Genomic DNA, 21,718 nt, shown 5'->3' on the forward strand with positions numbered 1-21,718 from the left:
ACACACGTCACGACTACCGAGCGCCATGGAGGAAGGCATAGTGCAGAGCATCGGCATCATCGGGGTGGGCGAGATCGGCCGGGCCATCGTCGAGGGCCTGCGCAGCAGGGGCGGCGCGTCGCCTGACGTCTTCCTCTCTCCCCGGGGAGCCCGCACCGCCGCTGAACTGTCCGAGCGTTTCCGGGGCGTCCACAGGTGTGCCGACAACCAGACGGTGCTGGACCGCTCGGAGGTGGTGATCATTGCCGTGCGCCGCCAGGACCGCCACAAGGCACTTGCCGGGCTGATGGTGGACGGCGACAAGACCGTGGTCAACCTGATGGCCGGTATCGCCACAGACGACTTGCGCCGGACCCTCGCCACCAAGGCCCCGATCGTCCGCGCCATCCCGCTGCCCGCCGTGCGTGAGCGCCGCTCCGTCACCGTGACCTGCCCCTCGCACCCGGTCGTGGACTCTCTCTTCCAACAGCTGGGCGGAGTGCTTCCCGTCGCGGACGAGGACTCCTTCAACGTCTTCTCCGCGCTGACCGGGACGCTCACCGCTCACTACGCCTATCTCGCCACGCTCACCTCGTGGGCCGCCGGCCACGGCATCACCCCCGACGCCGCCGACCGGTATGTGCGCGGCCTCTTCCAGAACGTCGGCCGCTCTCTGGGCGACGAGCTCCGCCCTCTGCACCAACTCGCCGCCGACCACGAGACGCCCAAAGGGAACAACGAGCGGATCCGCAACACGTGGTTCGATCCGGCCAACGCCAGAGCCCTCAAGGAGGCCCTGGACGGCCTCCTCTCCGATCTGAAGTAACGGTTTCCCAGCGGGACTGGCGCCCGCGACCGGAACAGTGACCCCTCGCACGCCTCTCGCAAACGATCCTTTGCGCGAGCAGGATCAATCACGGGGCGCCGAACCCCCGCCGAACCCGGATTCATTCGCAGACCCCGTTCTCACTCAAAAGTGGTACGGACTCCTTCTGAGACTTGCATGGTGCGAAATTCCGAGCCCATGACGGGCCCTCAGCAGCCTTCCCCAACCGACCGGTCGGACGCCGACGCCCGGGCCGGCCGTGGCGGCCGGGCACTCCGCCCCCGGCGCCGATCGATCCGGACCTGCCGAGCGCGGACATCCGCATCGGCTCCGCCCGCTGCTCGACCCTCGGGCAGGAACTCGACTCCCAGCTCGACGCGCTCGCGGCGCACGGCATCCCCAGGGGCAAGATCTTCAGCGAGAAGATCAGCACCCGGAGCCGCGTGCGGCCCAAGTTCGAGGAGGCGCTGCGGACCGCGCGGGAGGCCAAGGCGCACCGCTGTACCGATGTTCCCCAAGGCCGTGACCGGCTGATGCCCTTGGCCACGTCGTGGCCTGAGCGGAACGGCCGTCCGCGAGTGCCTCGTCGGCGGGCCGAGTCGGCCGCGCGTGAGCCCGCCGCGACCCGGTTGCCCGCCCATGGTCGGCCGGTCGGCCGGTCGGCCGGTCAGCCACGGGGCCGCCGTCGCTGTGCAGGCGTGAACCGGCCGGTCAGCGCGGTCAGTTGGGTCAACGACGGCTGTGCCGGAAGCACCCAACCAGGGACGAATGCGAACCGGCCGCCAGGAACGCCCGGCCAGGACGCCCGTCGGCAGGCCGAACCGGCCGCCAGGAACGCCCGGTCAGGACGACCCGCAGCCACCCACCAGCCACCGGCCGGCACGGTGCCGGCTCAGCCGGCCAGCGGGAGCGCGGGCCGCCGCCGCGAGGCGGCGGCCCGGTAGCGGGTGACGACCACCCGGGCCAACTCGGGCGCGGCGCCCAGCACCGGGGCCAGCAGGTCGGCGCCCGCCTCCCGGGCGCCGACCGTGATGCGGTCGGGCAGCCGGCCCGGCGCGATCACATAGGGAGCGACCACGACCCGGCGCAGCCCCTCCGCGCGCAGCGCGCGCACGGCCAGCGCCACGTCCGGCCCGCTGGCCGAGGCGTAGGCCGAGACGACCGCGCCCCAGCCGGCCGTCCGGCGCCACCGTTCGGCCAGCGCCTCCAGCGCGGCTCGCCCGGCCGGGTCCGAGGTGCCGGCCGAGGCCAGCACCACCCCGGTGTCCGAACGCCCGGCCAGCGGCCCGCCGTTGGCCTCGGCGAGTCGCCGTTCGAGCAGCCCGGTCAGCAGCGGGTGCGGCCCCAGCACCTCGGACTGTTCCACCGTCAGCCCCGGCCGCCGCGCCCGTTCCCCGGCCAGCAACCGCGGGATGTCGGAGGTGGCGTGGAAGGCGCGGTTGAGCAGCAGCGGCACCGCCACCGCCGAGCGGTGCCCGGCGGCGCGCAGCTCGCCCAACACGTCGGCGACGCGCGGCAGGTTGAAGTCGAGGAAGCCGCAGCTGACCGCCGTCCCTGGCGCGGCCTCGCGCACCCGGGACGTCAGGGCCAGCACGGTCGCCGCGTGGCGCGGGTCCCGGCTGCCGTGCGCGACGAGCAGCAGCGCCGGGGGAGCGGCGCCGCCGCCCGGGACGTGCGGGCCGCCCGTCATGTCAGGCGGGCCATCAGGCCACGGGAGCGCAGCACGCGCCGCTCCAGCGGCGAGAAGAACAGCAGGTCGATCGCGACGCCCACCACCAGGATCAGGATGATGGTGGCCAGCACGCCCGACATGTTCTGCATCGTGCGGTAGTTCTCCATCAACTGCCCGAGCCCCGTGCCCAGATCGGGCGAGTGCACGATCAGCTCGGCCGCCATCAGCGAGCGCCAGGAGAACGCCCAGCCCTGCTTGAGCCCCGCCAGATAGCCCGGCAGCGCCGCCGGCAGCAGCACGAACCGCACGCTGCTCAGGCCCGAGGCCCCCAGGGTGCGGCCGGCCCGCAGATAGATCGGCGGGATCTGGTCGACGCCCGCCACGATGCCGTTGGCGATCGACGGCACCGCGCCCAGCAGCACCACCGCGTAGATGGTCCCGTTGGTCAGCCCGAACCAGATGATCGCCGCCGGCACCCAGGCGATGGACGGCAGCGACTGGAGCCCGGTGAGCACCGGGCCGATCGCGGCGCGCACCAGCTTGACCCTGGCCACCAGCAGCCCGAGCGGGGTGCCCACCGCGATGGCGATCAGGAAGCCCAGGATGCCGCGTGAGACGGACGTCCAGACGTATTCCAGGAGCGTGCCCTCGCGCCACATCTCGCCGAAGACCGCGCCCACGTCGCCCGGGCTGGGCAGCAGGTAGTCCGGCTGCACGTCCGACCAGTAGGCGATCTGCCAGACCGCAAGGACCAGCGCGATCGCGACGATGGGCGGCAGCACCTTGGTGAGCAGGATGCGGCCGACGGGCACCCGTTCCGCGCCGCCGGGGCTCTCCAACGCGTCCAGGCCGGCCTCAAGTCCCGCCAGGTCGCCCGAGGACGCCTTCCGGTCGCCCGACGGCGTGTCCCGGCCGGCGCGGTCCCGGTCGCTGCGGGCCGCTGTCTCACTGCTGGCCATGACGGCGGATCTCCTCGCGCAGTCGTTCGGTGATCTCCACGGAGAGCGCGGAGACCTCGGCGTCCTCGATGCGGCGCGGGTGCTCGATCTCCACCCGCCACTCGGTGACCACCCGGCCCGGGCGGGAGGACAGCAGGATGACGCGCTGCGCCAGCCGGACCGCCTCCCGCACGTTGTGGGTGACGAAGAGCACCGAGACCCCGGTCTCGGACCAGATCCGGGTCAGCTCCTCGTGGAGCACGTCCCGGGTGATGGCGTCGAGCGCGGCGAACGGCTCGTCCATCAGCAGCAGTTGGCTGTCCTGGGCCAGGGCCCTGGCGAGCGCGACGCGCTGCCGCATCCCGCCGGACAGCTCGTGCACCCGCTTGCCGTAGGAGCCCTGGAGCCGCACCAGGGCCAGCAGCCGCTCCGCCTCCTCGCGGCGCTCCGCCTTCGGCACGCCGCGCAGCCGCAGCGCCAGTTCGATGTTGCGGCCGGCGGTCAGCCACGGGAAGAGCGCGTGCTCCTGGAACATCAGGGCCGGCCGGCCGCCGGGGACGGAGATGTCCCCGGCGGAGGCCGCGTCGAGCCCTGCGGTGAGGTTGAGCAGCGTCGACTTGCCGCAGCCCGAGGCGCCGATCAGCGTCACGAACTCCCCGGGGGCGACATCGAGGCTGATGTCGTCCAGCACGAGTTGCTGCTTGCCCGGCCGGCCGAAGGACTTCGACACATGCTCGAAGCGCACGGCGTAGCCGGCCTCGGCAGTGGCGTCCTCGCCGATCGCGCTGTCAACGGCGATGGCCATCGGAAGTCACCTCCTGGGGTGAACGTGGCGGGTGAACGATTGCGGAATCGGGGCGGGTGCGCGGGTGCGCGGGTGCGCGGGTGCGGGACGGCGGTCAGCCGACGCCCAGGCCGGCGTCCTCGACCTCCGGCAGGCCCTCCTCGGCCAGCACCGCGTTGAGGATGGACAGGTCGTAGATCCCGGTCAGGTCGGTCTCGTCCAACAGCCCGACCTCGGTGGCGTTCTCGGCCCCCACCAGCAGCGTCTCGGCCAGCGGGTCGTTGACGAACTCGACGTTCTCGAAGGCCGGGTCGAGCACCTCGGCGGGCAGCTCGTTGCCGCCCGGCAGGTCGCCCAGGGCCTCGTTGAAGACCGTCTTGGCCTCGTCCGGGTTGTCGTTGATCCAGGCGTTGGTCCGCACCACGCCCCGCACCACGGCCTCGACGACATCGGGGTGCTCGGCCAGGAAGTCCTGGGAGGCGATCACATGGGTGACCACGTACTGGCCGTTCTCCCACAGCTCGCCCTCGTCGAGCAGGGTCTCGGCGCCCCGGCTGACCAGGTTGGCGGCCGTCGGCTCCGGCACCCAGGCGCCGTCGATGTCGCCGCCGTCGAAGGCCGCCGGGATCTCGGAGTTGGCGATCCGCAGCACCGAGACATCGCCCCGGCCGGACTCCGGGTCGACCTCCAGGCCCTGGTCGTTGAGGTAGCTGAGCAGCGCCACGTCCTGGGTGTTGCCGAGCTGCGGCGTCGCGATCCGCTTGCCCTCCAGGTCGTCCAGGCTGGTCACCGTCTCCGGGTTGACCACCAGCGAGGCGCCGCCCGAGGCCGCGCCGGCGACGATCCGCAGGCTCTGGCCGCCGGAGCCGGCGAAGCCGTTGATCGCCGGGTTCGGGCCGATGAACGTGATGTCCAGGTCGCCGGCGTTGAGCGCCTCGATCGCGGAGGGGCCGGCGTTGAAGACCTGGGTGCTGATCTCGGTGCCGCCCAGCTCCTCGCGGATGGCGCCGTCGCCGCCGAGACCGATCACGCCGGTGGCGTGGGTGATGTTCGCGAAGTACCCGATGCGCACCTCGTCGGCGGAGAGCGCGGGACCGCTCGCGGTGTTGTTCGACGCCGGCTCCTCGTCCTCGGCGTCCGAGCCGTAGCCGCAGGCGGCGAGCGGGGCCAGCAGCAGCGGCAGCAGGGCCAGCCCGACGAGCGGTCGGCGGGATCTTCCGTGGCGGGAGGGGCGGTTGGCGGTCATGGCTCGGGGTTCCTCTCAGGGACATGGGCGCTGTGGGGCCCATGTGACGGACGTCGTCGTGAAACGGGATCGGCTGAGTGAGCGGCAACGGAAGCGGCGAGCGTGACGCGGGGCGCGTCAGCTCAGCCGGCACATCGCGCGATCCCGCCGTGGCCGCTGCCGAGCGCGCCGCTGCCGACCCGTCCGCCCTCCTTGGCGAAGGTCGAGAAGACGTCCCTGAGCATGATCAGAAGTCCCACCCGTCGTCGGAGTCGGCCTCGGCCGACGCGCCGGGCCGCCGCGCGGCGTCCGCGAACGCCTCGCCGGCCATGCCGGCCGTCAGCGTCGCGCCGTCCGCCGGGTCGATGAGCAGGAACGAGCCGGTGGTGCGGGAGACCGCGTAGTCGTCCAACGCCAGCGGCTCGGCGGTGCGGACCACCACCCGGCCGATGTCGTTGGCCTCCAGCCGGCCCGGCTCGGGGTGTTGCGAGAGGTCGTCCAGCGTCAGCCGGGACGGAATCTCCTTCACGATCGCCTTGACCGTGCGGGTGGTGTGCTTCAGCAGCACCCGGGCGCCCGGCGTCAGGGGACGGTCGTGCAGATGGCAGACGGTGGCCGTCAGGTCCTGGCTGGCCGGCGCGACGGACTCGGTCGGCGCGATCAGGTCGCCCCGCGAGATGTCCAGGTCGTCGGCGAGCGTGATCGTCACCGACTGCGGCGCCCACGCCACGTCGACGGACTGGCCCAGCGCGTCGATACTCGTGATCTCGCTGGTGCGCCCTGAGGGTTGGACGGTGACCCGGTCGCCGACGCGCAGCACGCCGGAGGCGATCTGGCCGGCGTAGCCACGGAAGTCGGGGTGCTCGGCGGACTGCGGCCGGATCACGTACTGCACCGGGAAGCGCGCCGGCTCGGCCGACGGGTCGTGCGCCACCGGCACCGTCTCCAGGTGCTCCAGCACGGTCGGACCGCCGTACCAGTCCATGGTCGCCGAGGGCGCCACCACGTTGTCCCCGGCCAGCGCCGAGATCGGGATCGGGGTGACCTCCGCGATGCCCAACGAGGCGGCGTAGCGGGTGAACTCGGCGGCGATCTCGGCGAAGACCGGCTCCGCGTAGCCCACCAGGTCCATCTTGTTGACGGCGAGCACCACCTGCGGCACCCGCAGCAGCGCCGCCACCGCCGCGTGCCTGCGGGTCTGCTCCACCACGCCGTTGCGGGCGTCCACCAGGATGATCGCCAGCTCGGCGGTCGAGGCGCCGGTCACCATGTTGCGGGTGTACTGCACATGGCCCGGGGTGTCGGCGAGGATGAACCGGCGGCGCGGGGTGGCGAAGTAGCGGTAGGCCACGTCGATGGTGATGCCCTGCTCCCGCTCGGCACGCAGCCCGTCGGTGAGCAGCGCCAGGTCGGGCGCGCTCTGCCCCCGGTTGCGGGAGGCCAGCTCGACGGCGGCCAGCTGGTCGCTGAGCACCGACTTGGAGTCGTGCAACAGCCGCCCCACCAGCGTGGACTTGCCGTCGTCGACGGAGCCCGCGGTGGCGAAGCGCAGCAGCGAGGTGGCGGATATCGCCGCCGTGTCGGCGGTCTCGGCCGTGCTCATCAGAAGTACCCCTCGCGCTTGCGGTCCTCCATGGCGGCCTCGGACAGCTTGTCGTCGGCCCGGGTGGCGCCCCGTTCCGTCAGCCGGGAGGCGGCGATCTCGGCGATGATCTGCTCGATGGTCTCCGCGTCGGACTCCACGGCCCCGGTGCAGGACATGTCGCCCACCGTGCGGTACCGCACCTGGCGGACGTCCACCGTCTCGTGCTCCTTGGGCCCGCCCCACTCGCCCGGCGCCAGCCACATCCCGTCGCGCAGGAACACCTCGCGCCGGTGGGCGTAGTAGATCTCCGGGATCTCGATCTTCTCCCGGGCGATGTACTGCCAGACGTCCAGCTCGGTCCAGTTGGAGAGCGGGAAGACCCGCACATGCTCGCCCGGCGCGTGCCGCCCGTTGTACAGCTGCCACAGCTCGGGCCGCTGGCGGCGCGGGTCCCAGCCGCCGAACTCGTCGCGCAGCGAGAACACCCGCTCCTTCGCCCTGGCCTTCTCCTCGTCCCGCCGGCCGCCGCCGAAGACCGCGTCGAAGCGGTTGGTCTCGATGGCGCGCAGCAGCGGAACGGTCTGGAGCGGGTTGCGGGTCCCGTCGGGGCGCTCGCGCAGCTCGCCGCTGTCGATGAAGTCCTGCACCAGCGCCACCGTCAGCCGCAGCCCGTGCTGCGCCACCACCCGGTCGCGGTAGGCGATGACCTCGGGGAAGTTGTGGCCGGTGTCCACGTGCAGCAGGGAGAACGGCGGCGGCGCCGGCGCGAACGCCTTGAGCGCCAGGTGCAGCATGACGATGGAGTCCTTGCCGCCGGAGAAGAGGATCACCGGGCGCTCGAACTCCCCGGCCACCTCGCGGAAGATGTGGACCGCCTCGGACTCCAGCACGTCCAGGTGGGACAGGGCGAAGGGGCCGCCGGTCTCGTCGGTGATCGAGAGTGCCGCCGTCATGGGGGATTCCTTTCGTTCGCCGGGCCGGGAGGTGTCCCCGACCGCTGTCGTCCGCGTCTCCCCGGTGCCCTGGCTCATGCCAACCCCCGCCCGGTCAGCAGCGCGTGGAGCGCGGCGGCGGAGTCCGACACCGTCTGCTGGTGCGCCTCGATCCGCAGATCCGGGGTCTCGGGCACCTCGTAGGGGTCGTCGACCCCGGTCAGTCCGGTCAGCTGGCCGCTGGCCTGCTTGGCGTACAGCCCCTTGACGTCCCGCTGCGAGCAGACGTCGACGGGGGTGGCGACGTGCACCTCGAGGAAGCGGGTGCCGGCGGCCTCGTGGTGCTTGCGGACGGCGTCCCTGCTGTCCGCGTAGGGGGCTATCACCGGGACCAGCGCCTTCACCCCGTGTGAGGCGAGGAGTTCGGCGACGAAGCCGATCCGCCGCACGTTGGTGTGCCGGTCCTCGCGGGAGAAGCCGAGGCCGGCGGAGAGGAACTCGCGGATCTCGTCCCCGTCCAGCACCTCGACGCGGTGGCCCTCCTCGACGAGCCGGCCGGCCAGCGCCCGCGCGATGGTGGTCTTGCCGGCGCTGGGCAGGCCGGTGAGCCAGACGGTGGCGCCCCTGCTGGTCACGCTCATCCCCGAACTCCTCGCATCCCGCTGCCCGTTGGTGGTCTTCTCGGTGGCCGTCTTCTGGGTGGTTCTCGCGCCGCTCGTCGTCTCGGTGGTCATCAGCCGTGCAGCCCGCACTCGGTCTTGCCCAGGCCCGACCAGCGGCCGGCCCTGGCGTCCTCGCCGTCGGCGACCCTGCGGGTGCAGGGCGCGCAGCCGATGGAGGCGTAGCCGTCCTGGAGCAGCGGGTTGGTCAGCACCCCGTGTTCGGCGACATAGGACTCCACGTCGTCCTGGGTCCAGCGGGCGATGGGCGCGATCTTGACCTTGCCCCGCCGCTCGTCCCAGCCGACCACCGGCGTGTTGGCCCGGGTCGGCGACTCGTCGCGGCGCAGCCCGGTGGCCCACGCCTCGTAGCCGGCCAGGCCGCGCTCCAGCACCGCGACCTTGCGCAGCGCGCAGCAGCGGTCCGGGTCGCGCTCGTGCAGCCTCGGGCCCCACTCGGCGTCCTGCTCGGCGACGGTCTGAACGGGCGTCAGCGTCAGCACGTTGACGTCCATCACGGCCGCCACCGCGTCGCGGGTGCCGATGGTCTCCGGGAAGTGGTAGCCGGTGTCCAGGAAGACCACGTCCACGCCGGGCCGGGCGCGGGAGGCGAGATGGGCCACCACCGCGTCCTCCATGGAGGAGGTCACGCAGAACCGGTCGCCGAAGGTGTCGGCCGCCCAGCGCAGGATGGTCAGCGCGTCGGCCTCCTCCAGCTCGCGCCCGGCGTGCTCCGCCAGCGCGCGCAACTCCTCGGCGCGCGCCGTGCGTTCGGTGGTGGTGGTCTCCATCTCAGGTCTCCTTCAGCTGCCGTCGGCGCCGCCGTCGCCGCCCTCGTGCGAGGGGGAGGCGGAGGCGCGCGCGATACCGCTGGCCAACAGGCCCAGGAACGACAGGCGGAACGCCCGGTTGCAGTCGGCGCATTCCCAGGCGCCGTGGCCGGCCTCGCTGGGGCGCAGGTCCTCCTCGCCGCAGTAGGGGCAGTAGAACGGGGCGGCGCGCTCGCTCACTTGAGGTCCCCCTCGTCCGCGCGGGCGACCCACTGGGCGAACCGCTCGTCGGGCTCCCGCTGCGCCAGATAGGCGCGCAGCACCCGTTCGACGTAGTCGGCCAGCCCGGCGGCGGTGACCTTCAGGCCCCTGACCTTCCGGCCGAAGCCCGGGTCCAGGCCGAGGCCGCCGCCCAGGTGCACCTGGAAGCCCTCGACCTGCCGGCCCTCGTCGTCGGTGACCAGCTGCCCCTTGAGACCGATGTCCGCGACCTGGATGCGGGCGCAGGAGTTGGGGCAGCCGTTGATGTTGATGGTGAGCGGCTGGTCGAACTCGGGGAGCCGGCGCTCCATCTCCTCGATCAGCCACTGGCCCCTGGCCTTGGTCTCGACGATGGCCAGCTTGCAGAACTCGATCCCGGTGCACGCCATGGTGCCGCGCCGGAACGGGGAGGGCCGGGTGGTCAGGCCCAACGCCTCCAGCTCCTCGGCGAGTTGCTCGATCCGCTCCCGCGGCACGTCCAGGATCAGCATCTTCTGGTGGACGGTGGTGCGCACCCGGCCCGAGCCGTGGGCCTCCGCCAGGTCGGCGATCTTGGTGAGCGTGGTGCCGTCGACCCGGCCGACGCGCGGGGCGAAGCCCAGGTAGAACCGGCCGTCCTTCTGCGGGTGGACGCCCACATGGTCGCGCCACTCGCTGGGCGGCTGCTCGGGCGCCGGTCCGTCGACCATCCTCCGCAGCAGGTACTCGTCCTCCAGCACCCGGCGGAACTTCTCCACGCCCCAGTCCTTGAGCAGGAACTTGATCCGGGCGCGGGTGCGCAGCCGCCGGTAGCCGTAGTCGCGGAACAGGCCCACGACGCCCTCGTGCACGTCGGCGACCTCCTCCAACGGCACCCAGGCGCCGAGGCGTTCGCCCAGGCTCGGGTTGGTGGACAGGCCGCCGCCGACCCAGACGTCGAAGCCAGGGCCGTACTCGGGGTGGACGACGCCGACGAAGGCGACGTCGTTGACCTCGTGCGCCACGTCCAGCAGCGGGGAGCCGGAGACGGCCGTCTTGAACTTGCGCGGCAGGTTGGAGTACGCCTTGTTGCCGATCACCCGGCGCTGGATGGCCTCGATGGCCGGGGTGCCGTCGATGATCTCGTCGGCCGCGATGCCGGCGACGGGGGAGCCGACGATCACCCGGGGGGTGTCGCCGCAGGCCTCGGTGGTGGACAGGCCCACGCCTTCGAGGCGGCGCCAGATCTCCGGCATGTCCTCGATGCGAATCCAGTGGTACTGGATGTTCTGCCGGTCGGTGATGTCGGCGGTGCCGCGCGCGAACTCCTGCGATATCTCGCCGATCACCCGCAGCTGTTCGGTGCTGAGCAGCCCGCCGTCGATGCGGACCCGCAGCATGAAGTACTCGTCGTCCAGCTCCTCGGGCTCCAGGATCGCGGTCTTGCCGCCGTCGATCCCGGGCCGCCGCTGGGTGTACAGGCCCCACCAGCGCATCCGTCCGCGCAGGTCCGCGCCGTCGATCGAGTCGAAGCCCCGGTGCGCGTAGATCGTCTCAATGCGTGTCCGCACATTGAGACCGTCGTCGTCCTTCTTCGTCTGCTCGTTGGCGTTGAGAGGAGTGAAGTGACCCGAGGCCCACTGTCCCTCACCGCGGTGGCGGCCGGCCTTGCGGCGGGGTGTGCCGACGGGCTTCTTGACGGAGTCCGGCATGATCACGGTCTTTCTGCGGGCAGCAGGGAGGCTCTGTCCTGGAGACCGGCGCAACGTCGCGGCGGGCAGGGCAGAGTCGAAGGTCAGCGAGGCAGCGGGACGGAGAGGTGCGGCCCGGAACGGGCGCGGGCCGGAGTCGAGCGGCGCCCTCCCGAGGACGCCTCAAGTGCTCTGTGGCCACCTAACAGATGGCGCTGGACATCCGACCGAGATCAACATGGCGACGACTCACCAAGGCAATTCCCGCTCGCGACATGACGGCAGCGTTGCACGCGGTCACGCGCCCGTCCACCAGCATCCATTATTTGGACATCCGCGTCCCGTTATATGGGCAGGCGGTGGCGATTCTCACGCTGTGTGCAGCGTGCGCGACGTAGCGGCGAAAACGGACATCGGCGGCAGGACACACGGCCGCAACACCGTGGACATGTCGTTCGCCTGGCCGGGGGCGGGGTGAGCCGGCGCCCGGCGCCCGGCGGGCGGACATGCGAACGGCCCCGAGGTGTGGGGTCCCAGGGGCCGTTCGGTGGGGGGACGCGCGGGGGACGGGCGGGTGGTCGGCACCGCCGTCCCACGCGGGCTCATGCACGGGTTCACGCGTGGGTTCACACGCGGGGTTCAGCAGCGCAACAGGCGGTCCACCAGGTCGCGGTAGTCGCGCAGCGCGGTGCGCCGGTCCTCGGTCGTCGGGCCCTCGGACCCCGCGCCCCCCTCGCCGGCCTGCCAGCCGTCGCGCAACGCCCGGCGGCGGCGGGCCAGTTCGTCGGTGAGGCGGGCCACCGCCTCGTCCAGCGCGGCGTCGGCGCGGGCGACCGAGCGCTTCGGGTCGTCGACGAAGCCGGCGACCGCGCCCTTCACCTCGGCGCGCAGCGCGTCGGCGGCCTCGGCCTCGAACAGCGGCGCGGTGGCCAGCCGTTCGGCCTCGGGGGCCAGCGGGTCGGCGGCGGGGCGCGCGGACGGGGCCGCCTGTTCCTCAGCGGGGCCGCCCACCGGGGCGTCGGTCCGTTCGACCTGGTCGTTCGCCGGGCCGTCCGTCGGTCCGTGCGCCGGTGCCTCCGGGGGAACGGGGGGCGCCGACGGCCGGCTCGGCGGCTCGGGCACCCGCGCCGCTTCGCCCTCGGGACGGTCGGAACCGGTCGGCTCGGCCGCCGCCTCCGTCCCCTTCTCCCCGCTGCCGGGGGAGTCCTCGTCGGCCGAGCCGGTACCCGGGCTTCCGTCCGAGCCGGTGCCCGTGCTTCTGCTGGTTCTTCGGTCAAGGCCCTTCAGCGTCAGGCGCATCAGGCTTCGCCTCCCGTGCCGGCCTTGCTCGGGGCGTCCGCCCCGCGCGGCGCGGCGCTCGTGGTGGTCCCCTCGGAGTGCGCCTCCGTCGCCGGCGCGGGCGCGGCCTCGGGGCGTTCGTCCAGCAGTGCCTGGAACAGCTCGCGGGCGGCCAGCAGCGCCGCGCGGAGGTCCTCGGTGCGCTCCGCGTTCTGGCCCGGGTCCTCCCGGCCGGCCAGGATGTGCGCCTGCCGGTAGCCGTCCACCTGGTGCGGGTGGTGCACGGAGACGGCGGCGAGCTGCTCGCCATAGCCGTCCGAGGGATAACCCCGTTCCCTGATCAGCTGGTTGAGCAGCTGGTCGGCCTCGGCGATGGCGCCGGCGGGGGAGTCGACGAACTGCTCCTGCGCCCTGGCCCACCTGGCCCGGTACTTCTCGTGGGCGCCGGGCGGCAGCGGCCGTGCCCGGAACCGGCGGTGCCGGCGCAGCCGGGTGGCCAACTCGCGGTGGGCGGCCTTGGTGTCCCCCTGGTGCCGCGCGACGGCCCGCTCGTACTCGGGGCCGAAGCGCCGCCGCAGCATGGTGCCGCCCGGGGCCAGCGTGGGCCGCAGCAGCGCCAGCGCGATGGCGGCGAGGACCGCCACGCTCAGGATGATGATGATCAATGCCGTCATGACGTCCTCTTTCGCGGAGAGCCTCTCGGCGAGGTTGTCATCAAGGCGCGTTACCCGATCGAGACCTTCCAAACCTGCCCGAACATCGAACAGTTCACGGCGTGTGACGGCTCAACCGCCGGACGGCTGGTAGCGTCCGGCGTGGCACCCCCTCCCAGCAGTCCACCCAGCAGTCCACCGGGCAGTCCGCGGCCCCCGTTGGCCCTCCGTCAGCCCTCCTCAGGCACCGCCCTGGCCCGCTCCACCACGGCGGACAGGTCGCCGCCGGGCAGCGTGCCGAAGCTGCCGCCCCAGTCGCCGCCCAGCCGGGAGGCGCAGAACGCGTCGGCCACCTCCGGCGGCGCGTGGCGCACCAGCAGTGCGCCCTGGAGCACCAGCGCCAGCCGCTCCACGATCCTGCGGGCCCGCGCCTCGACGCCCTCCAGGTCGGACAGCTCGGTCAGCAGGTCCTTGAGCGCGGCGTCCAGCCGGTGGTCGGCGCCGGTGGCCGCGCCCACCTCGGTGAGGTAGGCGTTGAGCGCGCCCGGCTCGCGGGTCAGCGCGCGCAGCGCGTCCAGCGCCTGCACGTTCCCCGAGCCCTCCCAGAGGGAGTTGAGTGGCGACTCCCGCAGCAGCCTGGGCAGCCCGGACTCCTCCACATAGCCGTTGCCGCCCAGGCACTCCAACGCCTCGGCCGCCACCGGGGTGCAGCGCTTGGTCACCCAGTACTTGGCGGCCGGGACCGCGAGCCGCAGCAGATGGCGGTCCTGCGCGCTGCCGGCCGCCGCCGCGTCGGCGGCCGAGGCCAGCCGCAGCGCCAGCGCCGTGGCCGCCTCGGACTCCAGGGCGAGGTCGGCCAGCACGTTGGTCATCAGCGGCTTGTCGATCAACGGGCCGCCGAACGCCGAGCGGTGCGCCGCGTGGTGGATCGCCCTGACCACCGCCTGCCGCATGATCGCGGCGGAGCCGGTGACGCAGTCGATCCGGGTGGCAGCGACCATCTCGATGATGGTGCGCACGCCCCGCCCCTCCTCGCCCACCAGCCAGGCCAGGGTCTCGCCGTCGAACTCGACCTCGGAGGAGGCGTTGGAGCGGTTGCCGAGCTTGTCCTTGAGGCGCTGGATGCGGAACGCGTTGCGCTGCCCGTCGGGCAGCACCCGGGGCAGCAGGAAGCAGCTCAGCCCGGCGGGCGCCTGGGCCAGCACCAGGAACGCGTCGGACATCGGCGCCGAGCAGAACCACTTGTGCCCGGTCAGCCGGAACAGGCCGGGCTCGCCGGCCGGTTCGGCCCTGGTGGTGTTGGCCCGAACGTCGGAGCCGCCCTGCTTCTCCGTCATCCCCATGCCGGCCAGCGCGCCGGCCTTCGCGGTGGCCGGCCTCACCAGGCCCGGCTCATAGCTCCGGGAGGTGAGCAACGGCTCCCAGACGGCGGCCAGTTCGGGCGCGGCGCGGAGCGCGGGCACCGCCGCATGGGTCATGGAGACGGGGCATCCATGCCCCGCTTCAACCTGGGACCACACCATGAATCCGGCCGTCCTACGCAACTGGCCGGAAGGGCGCGACCAGGCGTCCGTGAGCCCGGCCCCCACCGCCCGCTCCAGCAGCAGGTGCCAGGCCGGGTGGAACTCCACCTCGTCGATCCGGTGGCCGACCGCGTCGAAAACGCGCAGGGCAGGCGGGTTCTCGTTGGCGAGCCGCCCCCATTCGGCGGCCTCGGCCGAGCCGGCCGAGCGGCCGAGATCGCGCAGTTCGGCGGTGGCCTCCTCGGCCACCTCCGGCGCCACCTGGCGCGCGAAGCCCTCGGCGAGCGCGGCGTCCCGGGTGAAGACGTCGTAGTCGACGAGCGGCGGAACCTGGTTGGTGACCGCGTGGGTGCTGGGCGTCATGGGCCCACGGTAGGCGCGCGGCGCCGGGACCGTCACCCCCGCGCCGCCGCCCGTCCCCGCACATCCCGGCTCATCAGGGAGTACCGATCCCCGACTCCCCTAGTACAGTGGGGCGTTCGCGGCGACGGCAGGGAGCGACACATGGAGTTGGAGCTGGATTCCGATGGCGCCCTCAGCGAGCTGAGCCAGCCACAGATGGCCCTGGACTTTCGTCAGACGGGGCCAACGGTGCCCCGCATGATCCTCGGCAACCGGCTCCGGGCGCTGCGCGAGGCCCGGGGGATCACCGGGGCGGACGCCGGCCGCGAGATCCGGGGCTCGCACTCCAAGATCAGCCGCCTGGAGATGGGCCGCACCGGCTTCAAGGCCCGCGACGTCGCGGACCTGCTCACCCTCTACGGCGTGCTGGACGAGGGCGAGCGCGCGACCCTGCTGGCGCTGGCCCGCGAGTCCAACAGCCAGGGCTGGTGGCAGTACTACCACGACGTGGTGCCCAGCTGGCTCCACGTCTATCTGGGCCTGGAGCAGACGGCGACGGTCATCCGGAGCTACGAGCTCCAGTTCGTTCCGGGGCTGCTCCAGACCGAGGAGTACGCGCGGGCCGTGATCAGCCTGGACCCGGACGAGGAGGAGCGGCTGGAGCGCAAGGTCCAGCTGCGGATGGCCAGGCAGCAGATCCTCCGCCGCGCCCAGCCGCCCTATCTGTGGACCGTGATCGACGAGACCGCGCTGCGCCGCTCGATGGGCGGACGCGGGCTGATGCGGCGGCAGTTGGCCTATCTGATCGAGGTCTCCCAGCTGCCGCACGTCACGGTGCAGGTGGTGCCGTTCTCGGCCGGCGCCCACTCGGCGATCGCCGGCCCGGTGACCGTGCTGCGGCCGCCGGGCGGCGAACTGCCCGACGTCGTCTATCTGGAGCAGCTCACCGGCGGGGCGTATCCGGACAAGCCGGGCGAGGTCGAGCAGTACCGGCATGTGATGAACCGGCTGGCCGTCGAGGCCATGCCGCCGGTCGAGACCGAGGCGTTCCTGCGGAACGCGCTGCGCGAGCTGTAGCCGGTACGGGCCGCGCCGCGCGGCCCGTACAGCGGCGGCCCCCCGGCGCTGCTCGAAGCGCCGCCGAGGAGCCGGGCGAGCGCCCGGAACGGCAGCGTGACCAGCGTGCTGACGGCGCCGACCGCCCGGAGGACGTCGGCGATGGCGCGGAACATACGAGCCTCCTGCGGGACCATCCCCGCGTGTGCGGGGAGCAGTCCGGGCTGCCGCTCTTCTGGAGCTTCGTGGGGGGACCATCCCCGCGTGTGCGGGGAGCAGAGCCGTGCGGGACCGGGGAGGACTCGGCCGAGGGGACCATCCCCGCGTGTGCGGGGAGCAGGATCACGTCGGCCTCTATATCGGCGGAGGGAAGGGACCATCCCCGCGTGTGCGGGGAGCAGCCAACTCGTCGTCGCTCCCCTCACAACGACGGGGACCATCCCCGCGTGTGCGGGGAGCAGGAAGCCACATCCGGCAACGCGCTCTCCCCCCAGGGACCATCCCCGCGTGTGCGGGGAGCAGAGGTCGTGAGCTGCGGGTTTATCGGGGGCAGGGGCTGACTTTACTCAACTTTACCTTTGGGCCCGACAAGGGCCGAGTGGTCACTGCTTCGTGACGGCTCACCGATGGCTCCGCCTTCCGAGGCGGCGCCGCGCCGCCCTGACGGCGTCAGCGTAGCCGGGGCCGGGCGCAGGCCGGCGACGTCCTGTCGCTGCGCGACAGCCCGCCGAGCGATCGCCCTCGGGTGCCCGAACGCCCCGGAACGGAAACGGGTTCGCCCGCCCCGCGCCCTCGACGGCCGCCCCGTTCCGGAACAACGGTGGCCGCCGCCGGCGTTCCGGGTACCCGGCCTCCCGAGGCCGCGCCCAGGCCAGGCCCGTCCAGCCCCGACCGCCTGATCGCCGACAGCGAACGCCCCGCACCCCGGGGAACAACCCCCGCCCTCCCGGCATTGAGTCGGCATAGCTCAATTTGCCTGCCAAGGGAGACGTCATGGAATCGTCGTTCGACGTACTCACCCTCCCGGTGCTGCCGTTGGAGAGCGAGGTCGTGCTGCCGGGGATGGTGGTGCCACTCGAACTCTCCGACTCCGAGGTGCGCGCCGCCGTGGAGGCGGCCCAGTCCGCCGCGCCCCGGGGTGAGAAGCCGCGCGTGCTGCTGGTGCCGCGCGTGGACGGAAGCTACCCGGCGATCGGGGTCGTGGGCCGGATCGAGCAGGTCGGCCGGCTCGCCGACGGTGATCCCGGTGCCCTGGTGCGCGGGCTGCGCCGGGCCAGGGTCGGCGCCGGCACCACCGGCCCTGGCCGGGCGCTGTGGGTCGAGGCCGCCCCGGTCGACGAGCCGCTGCCCGACCCGCTGCCCGGCGCCGTCACCGAACTGGTCGGCCAGTACAAGGCGCTCGCCACCAGCTGGCTGCGCAAGCGCGGCGCCTGGCAGGTCGTGGACCGGGTCACCGGCATCGAGGAGGTCGGCCAACTGGCGGACAACGCCGGCTACTTCCCGTTCCTCACCGCCGAGCAGCTCGCCACCCTGCTGGCCACCACCGACCCGGTCGAGCGGCTGCGCCTGGCCACCCGCTGGCTGACCGACCACCTCGCCGAGGAGGAGGTCTCCGAGTCGATCGCCAAGGACGTTCAGGACGGCGTGGAGCGGCAGCAGCGCGAGTTCCTGCTGCGCCGCCAGCTGGAGGCCGTCCGCAAGGAGCTGGCCGAGCTGAACGGCGACGACGCCGACGGCGGCGAGGACCCGCGCGCCCGCGTCGAGGCCGCCGACCTGCCCGAGCACGTCCGCGAGGCCGCGCTCAAGGAGGTCGAGAAGCTGGAGCGCGCCTCCGAGAACAGCCCCGAGGCCGGCTGGCTGCGCACCTGGCTGGACACCGTCCTCGAACTGCCCTGGCAGGTCCGCACCGAGGACGCCTACGACATCCCGGGCGCCCGCGCGGTGCTGGACGCCGACCACGCCGGGCTGGCCGACGTCAAGGAGCGGATCACCGAGTACCTCGCGGTCCGCAAGCGGCGCGCCGACCGGGGCCTGGGCGTCGTCGGCGGCCGGCGCGGCGGCGCCGTGCTGGCCCTCGTCGGGCCGCCCGGCACCGGCAAGACCTCGCTCGGCGAGAGCGTCGCGCGCGCCATGGGGCGGAAGTTCGTCCGCGTCGCGCTCGGCGGCGTCCGCGACGAGGCGGAGATCAGGGGCCACCGCCGCACCTACGTCGGCGCCCTGCCCGGCCGGATCGTGCGGGCCATCCGCGAGGCCGGCTCGATGAACCCGGTCGTGCTGCTCGACGAGATCGACAAGGTCGGCGCCGACTTCCGGGGCGACCCGGCCGCCGCCCTCCTGGAGGTGCTGGACCCGGCGCAGAACCACACGTTCCGCGACCACTACCTGGAGGTCGAACTCGACCTCTCCGACGTGGTGTTCCTGGCCACCGCCAACGCGCTGGACGCCATCCCGCAGCCGCTGCTTGACCGGATGGAGCTGGTGCGGCTCGACGGCTACACGGAGGACGAGAAGGTCACCATCGCCCGCGACCACCTGCTGCCGCGCCAGCTGGAACGGGCAGGCCTGGCCGCCGACGAGGTCCGCGTCGAGGACGCGGCGCTGCGCCGGCTCGCCGCCGAGTACACCAGGGAGGCCGGGGTGCGCGGCCTGGAGCGGACGATCGCGCGGGTGCTCCGCAAGGTCGCCGCGCGGGCCGAGCTGGGCGAGACGACGCTCCCGGACACCGTCACCGACGCCGGGCTGCGCGCGCTGATCGGCCGGCCGCACCACGTTCCCGAGTCGGCGCGGGAGCCGGGCGCCCGCCGCACCTCGGTGCCGGGCGTGGCCACCGGGCTCGCGGTCACCGGCGCCGGCGGCGACGTGCTCTACGTCGAGGCGTCCCTCGCCGACCCGGAGACCGGCGGCTCGGGGCTGACGCTGACCGGCCAGCTGGGCGACGTGATGAAGGAGTCCGGGCAGATCGCCCTCTCCTACCTCCGTTCGCGCGGCGCCGAGTTGGAGCTGCCCGTCGGGGACCTGCGGGAGCGCGGCATCCACCTGCACGTCCCGGCCGGCGCCGTCCCCAAGGACGGGCCGAGCGCCGGCGTCACCATGACGACCGCGCTGGCCTCCCTGCTCAGCGGGCGAACGGTGCGGCCCGAGGTCGCCATGACCGGCGAGGTCTCCCTCACCGGCCGGGTGCTCCCGGTCGGCGGCATCAAGCAGAAGCTGCTCGCCGCCCACCGCGCCGGGCTGACGACCGTTGTCATCCCCCGGCGCAACGAGCCCGACCTGGACGACCTGCCCGACGAGGTGCGCGGGACCCTGGACATCCACCCGGTCTCCGACGTCTCCCAGGTGCTCGAACTGGCGCTCACACCAGCCGAGACGCCAGCCGAGACACCAGCCGAGACACCCGCCGCGACATCGGGCGGGGCGCCCGCCGCGCTGGTCGCCTGAGCCGGCGCGACCACCCCCTCCCCGTGCCACCGGGGGGCGGCTCCCGACGCCACCGTACGGTGGCGTCGGGAGTGGGCGTATGGTCTGCCCTTATGAGTCCTTCGATCGCGACGAACACGCGCGTTGATCTCGACGGCCTGCTCGACTTCGTGCGGGCCAGGCACCGTGCCATCCTGCTGACCCGGCGGACCGACGGCTCCCCCCAGGCCTCGCCGCTGACCTGCGGTGTCGACGACTCCGGCCGCATCGTGATGTCGACCTACCCCGAGCGCGCCAAGGCCCGCAACGCCAAGCGGGAGCCCGAGGTCAGCGTGCTGGTGCTCTCGGACGAGTGGGACGGACCCTGGGTCCAGGTCGACGGCACCGCCGAGGTGCTGGACGTGCCGGAGGCCGTGGAGCCGCTGGTCGAGTACTACCGCAACATCGCCGGCGAGCACCCGGACTGGGCCGAGTACCGGCAGGCCATGGTCCGCCAGGGCAAGTCCCTGATCCGCGTCACGCCCACCCGCTGGGGCCCCGTCGCCACCGGCGGCTTCCCCGCCCGGCTCGCCCGGGACTGACCCCCTCCGTTCCCCGCCCACCTGCATGTCCGAATCCCGCCAGTGTACGGGGCGCCCGCCCCGCACACTGGGAGGCGTGATGGACGACGACAGCAGGTACCAGGCGGTGCGGAGCCGCGACGAACGGTTCGACGGGGTGTTCTTCACCGCCGTCCTGACCACCGGCATCTACTGCCGCCCCAGCTGCCCGGCGACCACTCCCAAGCGCGCCAACGTCCGCTTCCTCCCCTCGGCCGCCGCCGCCCAGTCCGCCGGCTTCCGGGCCTGCCGCCGCTGCCGCCCCGACGCCGTGCCCGGCTCGGCCGAGTGGAACGCGCGGGCAGACGCCGTGGGCCGCGCCATGCGGATGATCGGCGACGGCGTCGTGGACCGCGAGGGCGTCGCCGGCCTCGCCGCCCGCCTCGGCTACAGCGCCCGCCAGGTGCAACGCCAGCTCGTCACCGAGCTGGGCGCCGGCCCCATCGCCCTCGCCAGGGCCCAACGGGCGCACACCGCACGGGTGTTGCTCCAGACGACGCGGCTGCCGATCACCGAGGTCGCGTTCGCCGCCGGCTTCGCCAGCGTGCGCCAGTTCAACGACACGATCCGCGCCGTCTACGACCGCACGCCGAGCCGGCTGCGCGCCACGGGACCGGCCGCCGGCCGCGACGCGGCGACCGACGGCTCCGGCATCCCGCTCCGCCTCGCCTACCGGGGCGCCTACGCGGCCGGCGCGATCCTCGACTTCCTCGCCCGGCGAGCCGTCCCCGGCGTCGAGGAGGTCGTCGGCCCGCCCGGCGCCCGCACCTACCGGCGCACGCTGGCGCTGCCGCACGGCACCGGCATCGCCGAGGTCGACGAGTCCGCCGGCGCCGACGGCGGACGCTGGCTGCCCTGCCGGCTCCAACTCACCGACCTGCGCGACCTGACCTCAGCCGTGGAACGCGTCCGCCGCCTCTTCGACCTGGATGCCGACCCCTACGCGGTGGACGAACGCCTCGGCGCGCACCCGCTGTTGGCGCCGCTGGTCGCGGCCGAGCCCGGGCTGCGTTCCCCCGGCGCGGTCAGCCCCGACGAGCTGGCGATCCGCGCCGTGCTCGGCCAACAGGTCACCGTGGCCGCCGCCCGCACCCTCGGCGGGCGGCTCGTCGAGGCGCTCGGCAAGCCGCTGGGCCGGCCCGACGGCGGGCTCACCCACCTCTTCCCCGAACCGGCCACGCTCGCCGAGGCCCCGCTGACCGAACTGGGGATGCCCGCCTCGCGCCGGGAGACGCTCCGCACGGTGGGCGCGGCGCTGGCTGAAGGACGCGTCGTCCTCGACCCGGGCGCCGACCGCGAGGAGGCGACCGCCGCGCTGCTGGCGCTGCGCGGCATCGGGCCCTGGACGGCCGGCTATGTGCGGATGCGGGCGCTGGGCGACCCGGACGTGATGCTCACCGGCGACGCCGGCGTCCGCCACGGACTCGCCCTCGTCGGCGCCGCCCCCGGCGACGCCGAGGAGTGGCGCCCCTGGCGCTCCTACGCCCTCCACCATCTCTGGCGTGCGGCGGCCGCCTGACCCCCACCGCCCGCCCGCCCCGCACCCTCATCCGCGAGACGAACGAAGGAA

Annotated in this window: 20 protein-coding genes, 1 pseudogene and 1 CRISPR repeat array; of the genes and pseudogenes, 6 read left to right on the forward strand and 15 right to left on the reverse strand. The window is 73.4% G+C overall.

From position 1 onward, the window contains the following. Window positions 1–25 precede the first annotated feature (25 nt). Together FH609_RS10005 and FH609_RS31580 are read left to right on the forward strand one after the other, a co-directional pair. The gene (locus tag FH609_RS10005) at window positions 26–805 is read left to right on the forward strand and encodes an NAD(P)-binding domain-containing protein (protein ID WP_139666827.1); all 780 of its coding nucleotides are present in this window, start codon (window positions 26–28) and stop codon (window positions 803–805) included. Window positions 806–978: 173 nt separating this feature from the next. Then, window positions 979–1,749 carry a recombinase family protein gene (locus tag FH609_RS31580; protein WP_226961535.1) on the forward strand — a complete coding sequence of 257 codons (771 nt, stop codon included), beginning with the start codon at window positions 979–981 and terminating at the stop codon, window positions 1,747–1,749. Here the strand turns inward: FH609_RS31580 and FH609_RS10015 are convergent. The 14 genes from FH609_RS10015 to FH609_RS10080 form a co-directional block, all read right to left on the reverse strand. Continuing rightward, window positions 1,698–2,495, reverse strand: coding sequence for a sirohydrochlorin chelatase (locus FH609_RS10015; RefSeq protein ID WP_139666826.1), 798 nt, complete (start codon window positions 2,493–2,495; stop codon window positions 1,698–1,700). The two genes, FH609_RS31580 and FH609_RS10015, sit on opposite strands and share 52 nt — an antisense overlap. Then, window positions 2,492–3,436, reverse strand: coding sequence for an ABC transporter permease (locus FH609_RS10020; RefSeq protein ID WP_139666825.1), 945 nt, complete (start codon window positions 3,434–3,436; stop codon window positions 2,492–2,494). Before FH609_RS10020 ends, FH609_RS10015 begins: the two co-directional genes overlap by 4 nt. Continuing rightward, window positions 3,423–4,220, reverse strand: coding sequence for an ABC transporter ATP-binding protein (locus FH609_RS10025; RefSeq protein ID WP_139666824.1), 798 nt, complete (start codon window positions 4,218–4,220; stop codon window positions 3,423–3,425). Before FH609_RS10025 ends, FH609_RS10020 begins: the two co-directional genes overlap by 14 nt. Window positions 4,221–4,314: 94 nt before the next feature. Next, complete coding sequence (locus FH609_RS10030; RefSeq protein ID WP_139666823.1) at window positions 4,315–5,445, reverse strand: ABC transporter substrate-binding protein; 1,131 nt, start codon at window positions 5,443–5,445, stop codon at window positions 4,315–4,317. A gap of 226 nt (window positions 5,446–5,671) precedes the next feature. Next, entirely contained in the window at window positions 5,672–7,027 is a 1,356-nt protein-coding gene (locus FH609_RS10040; RefSeq protein ID WP_139666821.1) for a sulfate adenylyltransferase subunit 1, read from the reverse strand. Beyond that, on the reverse strand, window positions 7,027–7,962 hold the full coding sequence (cysD, locus tag FH609_RS10045; protein WP_139666820.1) for a sulfate adenylyltransferase subunit CysD: 936 nt from the start codon (window positions 7,960–7,962) through the stop codon (window positions 7,027–7,029). Before cysD ends, FH609_RS10040 begins: the two co-directional genes overlap by 1 nt. Before the next feature lie 74 nt (window positions 7,963–8,036). After that, window positions 8,037–8,582: an adenylyl-sulfate kinase gene (gene cysC, locus FH609_RS10050; RefSeq protein ID WP_139667024.1), complete on the reverse strand. Its 546-nt coding sequence runs from the start codon at window positions 8,580–8,582 to the stop codon at window positions 8,037–8,039. A gap of 92 nt (window positions 8,583–8,674) precedes the next feature. Continuing rightward, window positions 8,675–9,391 (reverse strand): phosphoadenylyl-sulfate reductase, encoded by a 717-nt coding sequence (locus tag FH609_RS10055; protein WP_139666819.1) that lies wholly within the window; start codon window positions 9,389–9,391, stop codon window positions 8,675–8,677. Between the two features lie 12 nt (window positions 9,392–9,403). Next, window positions 9,404–9,610, reverse strand: a complete 207-nt coding sequence (locus tag FH609_RS10060) for a hypothetical protein (protein ID WP_139666818.1) — start codon at window positions 9,608–9,610, stop codon at window positions 9,404–9,406. Next, entirely contained in the window at window positions 9,607–11,301 is a 1,695-nt protein-coding gene (locus FH609_RS10065) for a nitrite/sulfite reductase (RefSeq protein ID WP_139666817.1), read from the reverse strand. The genes FH609_RS10060 and FH609_RS10065 overlap by 4 nt, the downstream gene beginning before the upstream one ends. A gap of 181 nt (window positions 11,302–11,482) precedes the next feature. Next, window positions 11,483–11,599 carry a putative leader peptide gene (locus FH609_RS32400; protein WP_413743242.1) on the reverse strand — a complete coding sequence of 39 codons (117 nt, stop codon included), beginning with the start codon at window positions 11,597–11,599 and terminating at the stop codon, window positions 11,483–11,485. A 320-nt stretch (window positions 11,600–11,919) separates the two neighbouring features. Continuing rightward, the gene (locus FH609_RS10070) at window positions 11,920–12,579 is read right to left on the reverse strand and encodes a hypothetical protein (RefSeq protein ID WP_139666816.1); all 660 of its coding nucleotides are present in this window, start codon (window positions 12,577–12,579) and stop codon (window positions 11,920–11,922) included. Continuing rightward, entirely contained in the window at window positions 12,579–13,232 is a 654-nt protein-coding gene (locus FH609_RS10075) for a hypothetical protein (RefSeq protein WP_139666815.1), read from the reverse strand. Before FH609_RS10075 ends, FH609_RS10070 begins: the two co-directional genes overlap by 1 nt. A gap of 209 nt (window positions 13,233–13,441) precedes the next feature. Next, window positions 13,442–15,097, reverse strand: coding sequence for an acyl-CoA dehydrogenase family protein (locus FH609_RS10080; RefSeq protein WP_139666814.1), 1,656 nt, complete (start codon window positions 15,095–15,097; stop codon window positions 13,442–13,444). A 141-nt stretch (window positions 15,098–15,238) separates the two neighbouring features. On the opposite strand from FH609_RS10080, the gene FH609_RS10085 reads away from it, so the two are divergent. Beyond that, window positions 15,239–16,153, forward strand: coding sequence for a helix-turn-helix domain-containing protein (locus FH609_RS10085; protein ID WP_226961536.1), 915 nt, complete (start codon window positions 15,239–15,241; stop codon window positions 16,151–16,153). A 38-nt stretch (window positions 16,154–16,191) separates the two neighbouring features. Here FH609_RS10085 and FH609_RS32110 read toward each other — a convergent pair. Next, window positions 16,192–16,308, reverse strand: a pseudogene (locus FH609_RS32110) (LPFR motif small protein); the annotation flags it as partial. Window positions 16,309–16,321: 13 nt separating this feature from the next. Further along, a CRISPR array of direct repeats spans window positions 16,322–16,654; the repeat unit is 29 nt; unit sequence GGGACCATCCCCGCGTGTGCGGGGAGCAG. A 471-nt stretch (window positions 16,655–17,125) separates the two neighbouring features. On the opposite strand from FH609_RS32110, the gene lon reads away from it, so the two are divergent. The 3 genes from lon to FH609_RS10100 all read left to right on the forward strand — a co-directional run bounded on the left by lon (window position 17,126) and on the right by FH609_RS10100 (window position 21,667). Continuing rightward, window positions 17,126–19,570, forward strand: a complete 2,445-nt coding sequence (lon, locus tag FH609_RS10090; RefSeq protein ID WP_139666813.1) for an endopeptidase La — start codon at window positions 17,126–17,128, stop codon at window positions 19,568–19,570. A gap of 92 nt (window positions 19,571–19,662) precedes the next feature. Continuing rightward, window positions 19,663–20,130: a PPOX class F420-dependent oxidoreductase gene (locus FH609_RS10095; protein WP_139666812.1), complete on the forward strand. Its 468-nt coding sequence runs from the start codon at window positions 19,663–19,665 to the stop codon at window positions 20,128–20,130. A gap of 79 nt (window positions 20,131–20,209) precedes the next feature. After that, window positions 20,210–21,667, forward strand: a complete 1,458-nt coding sequence (locus tag FH609_RS10100; protein ID WP_139667022.1) for an AlkA N-terminal domain-containing protein — start codon at window positions 20,210–20,212, stop codon at window positions 21,665–21,667. Window positions 21,668–21,718: the final 51 nt, after the last annotated feature.

It is taken from the genome of Streptomyces sp. 3MP-14 (genome assembly GCF_006334905.2).
Taxonomy (GTDB): Bacteria; Actinomycetota; Actinomycetes; order Streptomycetales; family Streptomycetaceae; genus Streptomyces; species Streptomyces triticirhizae.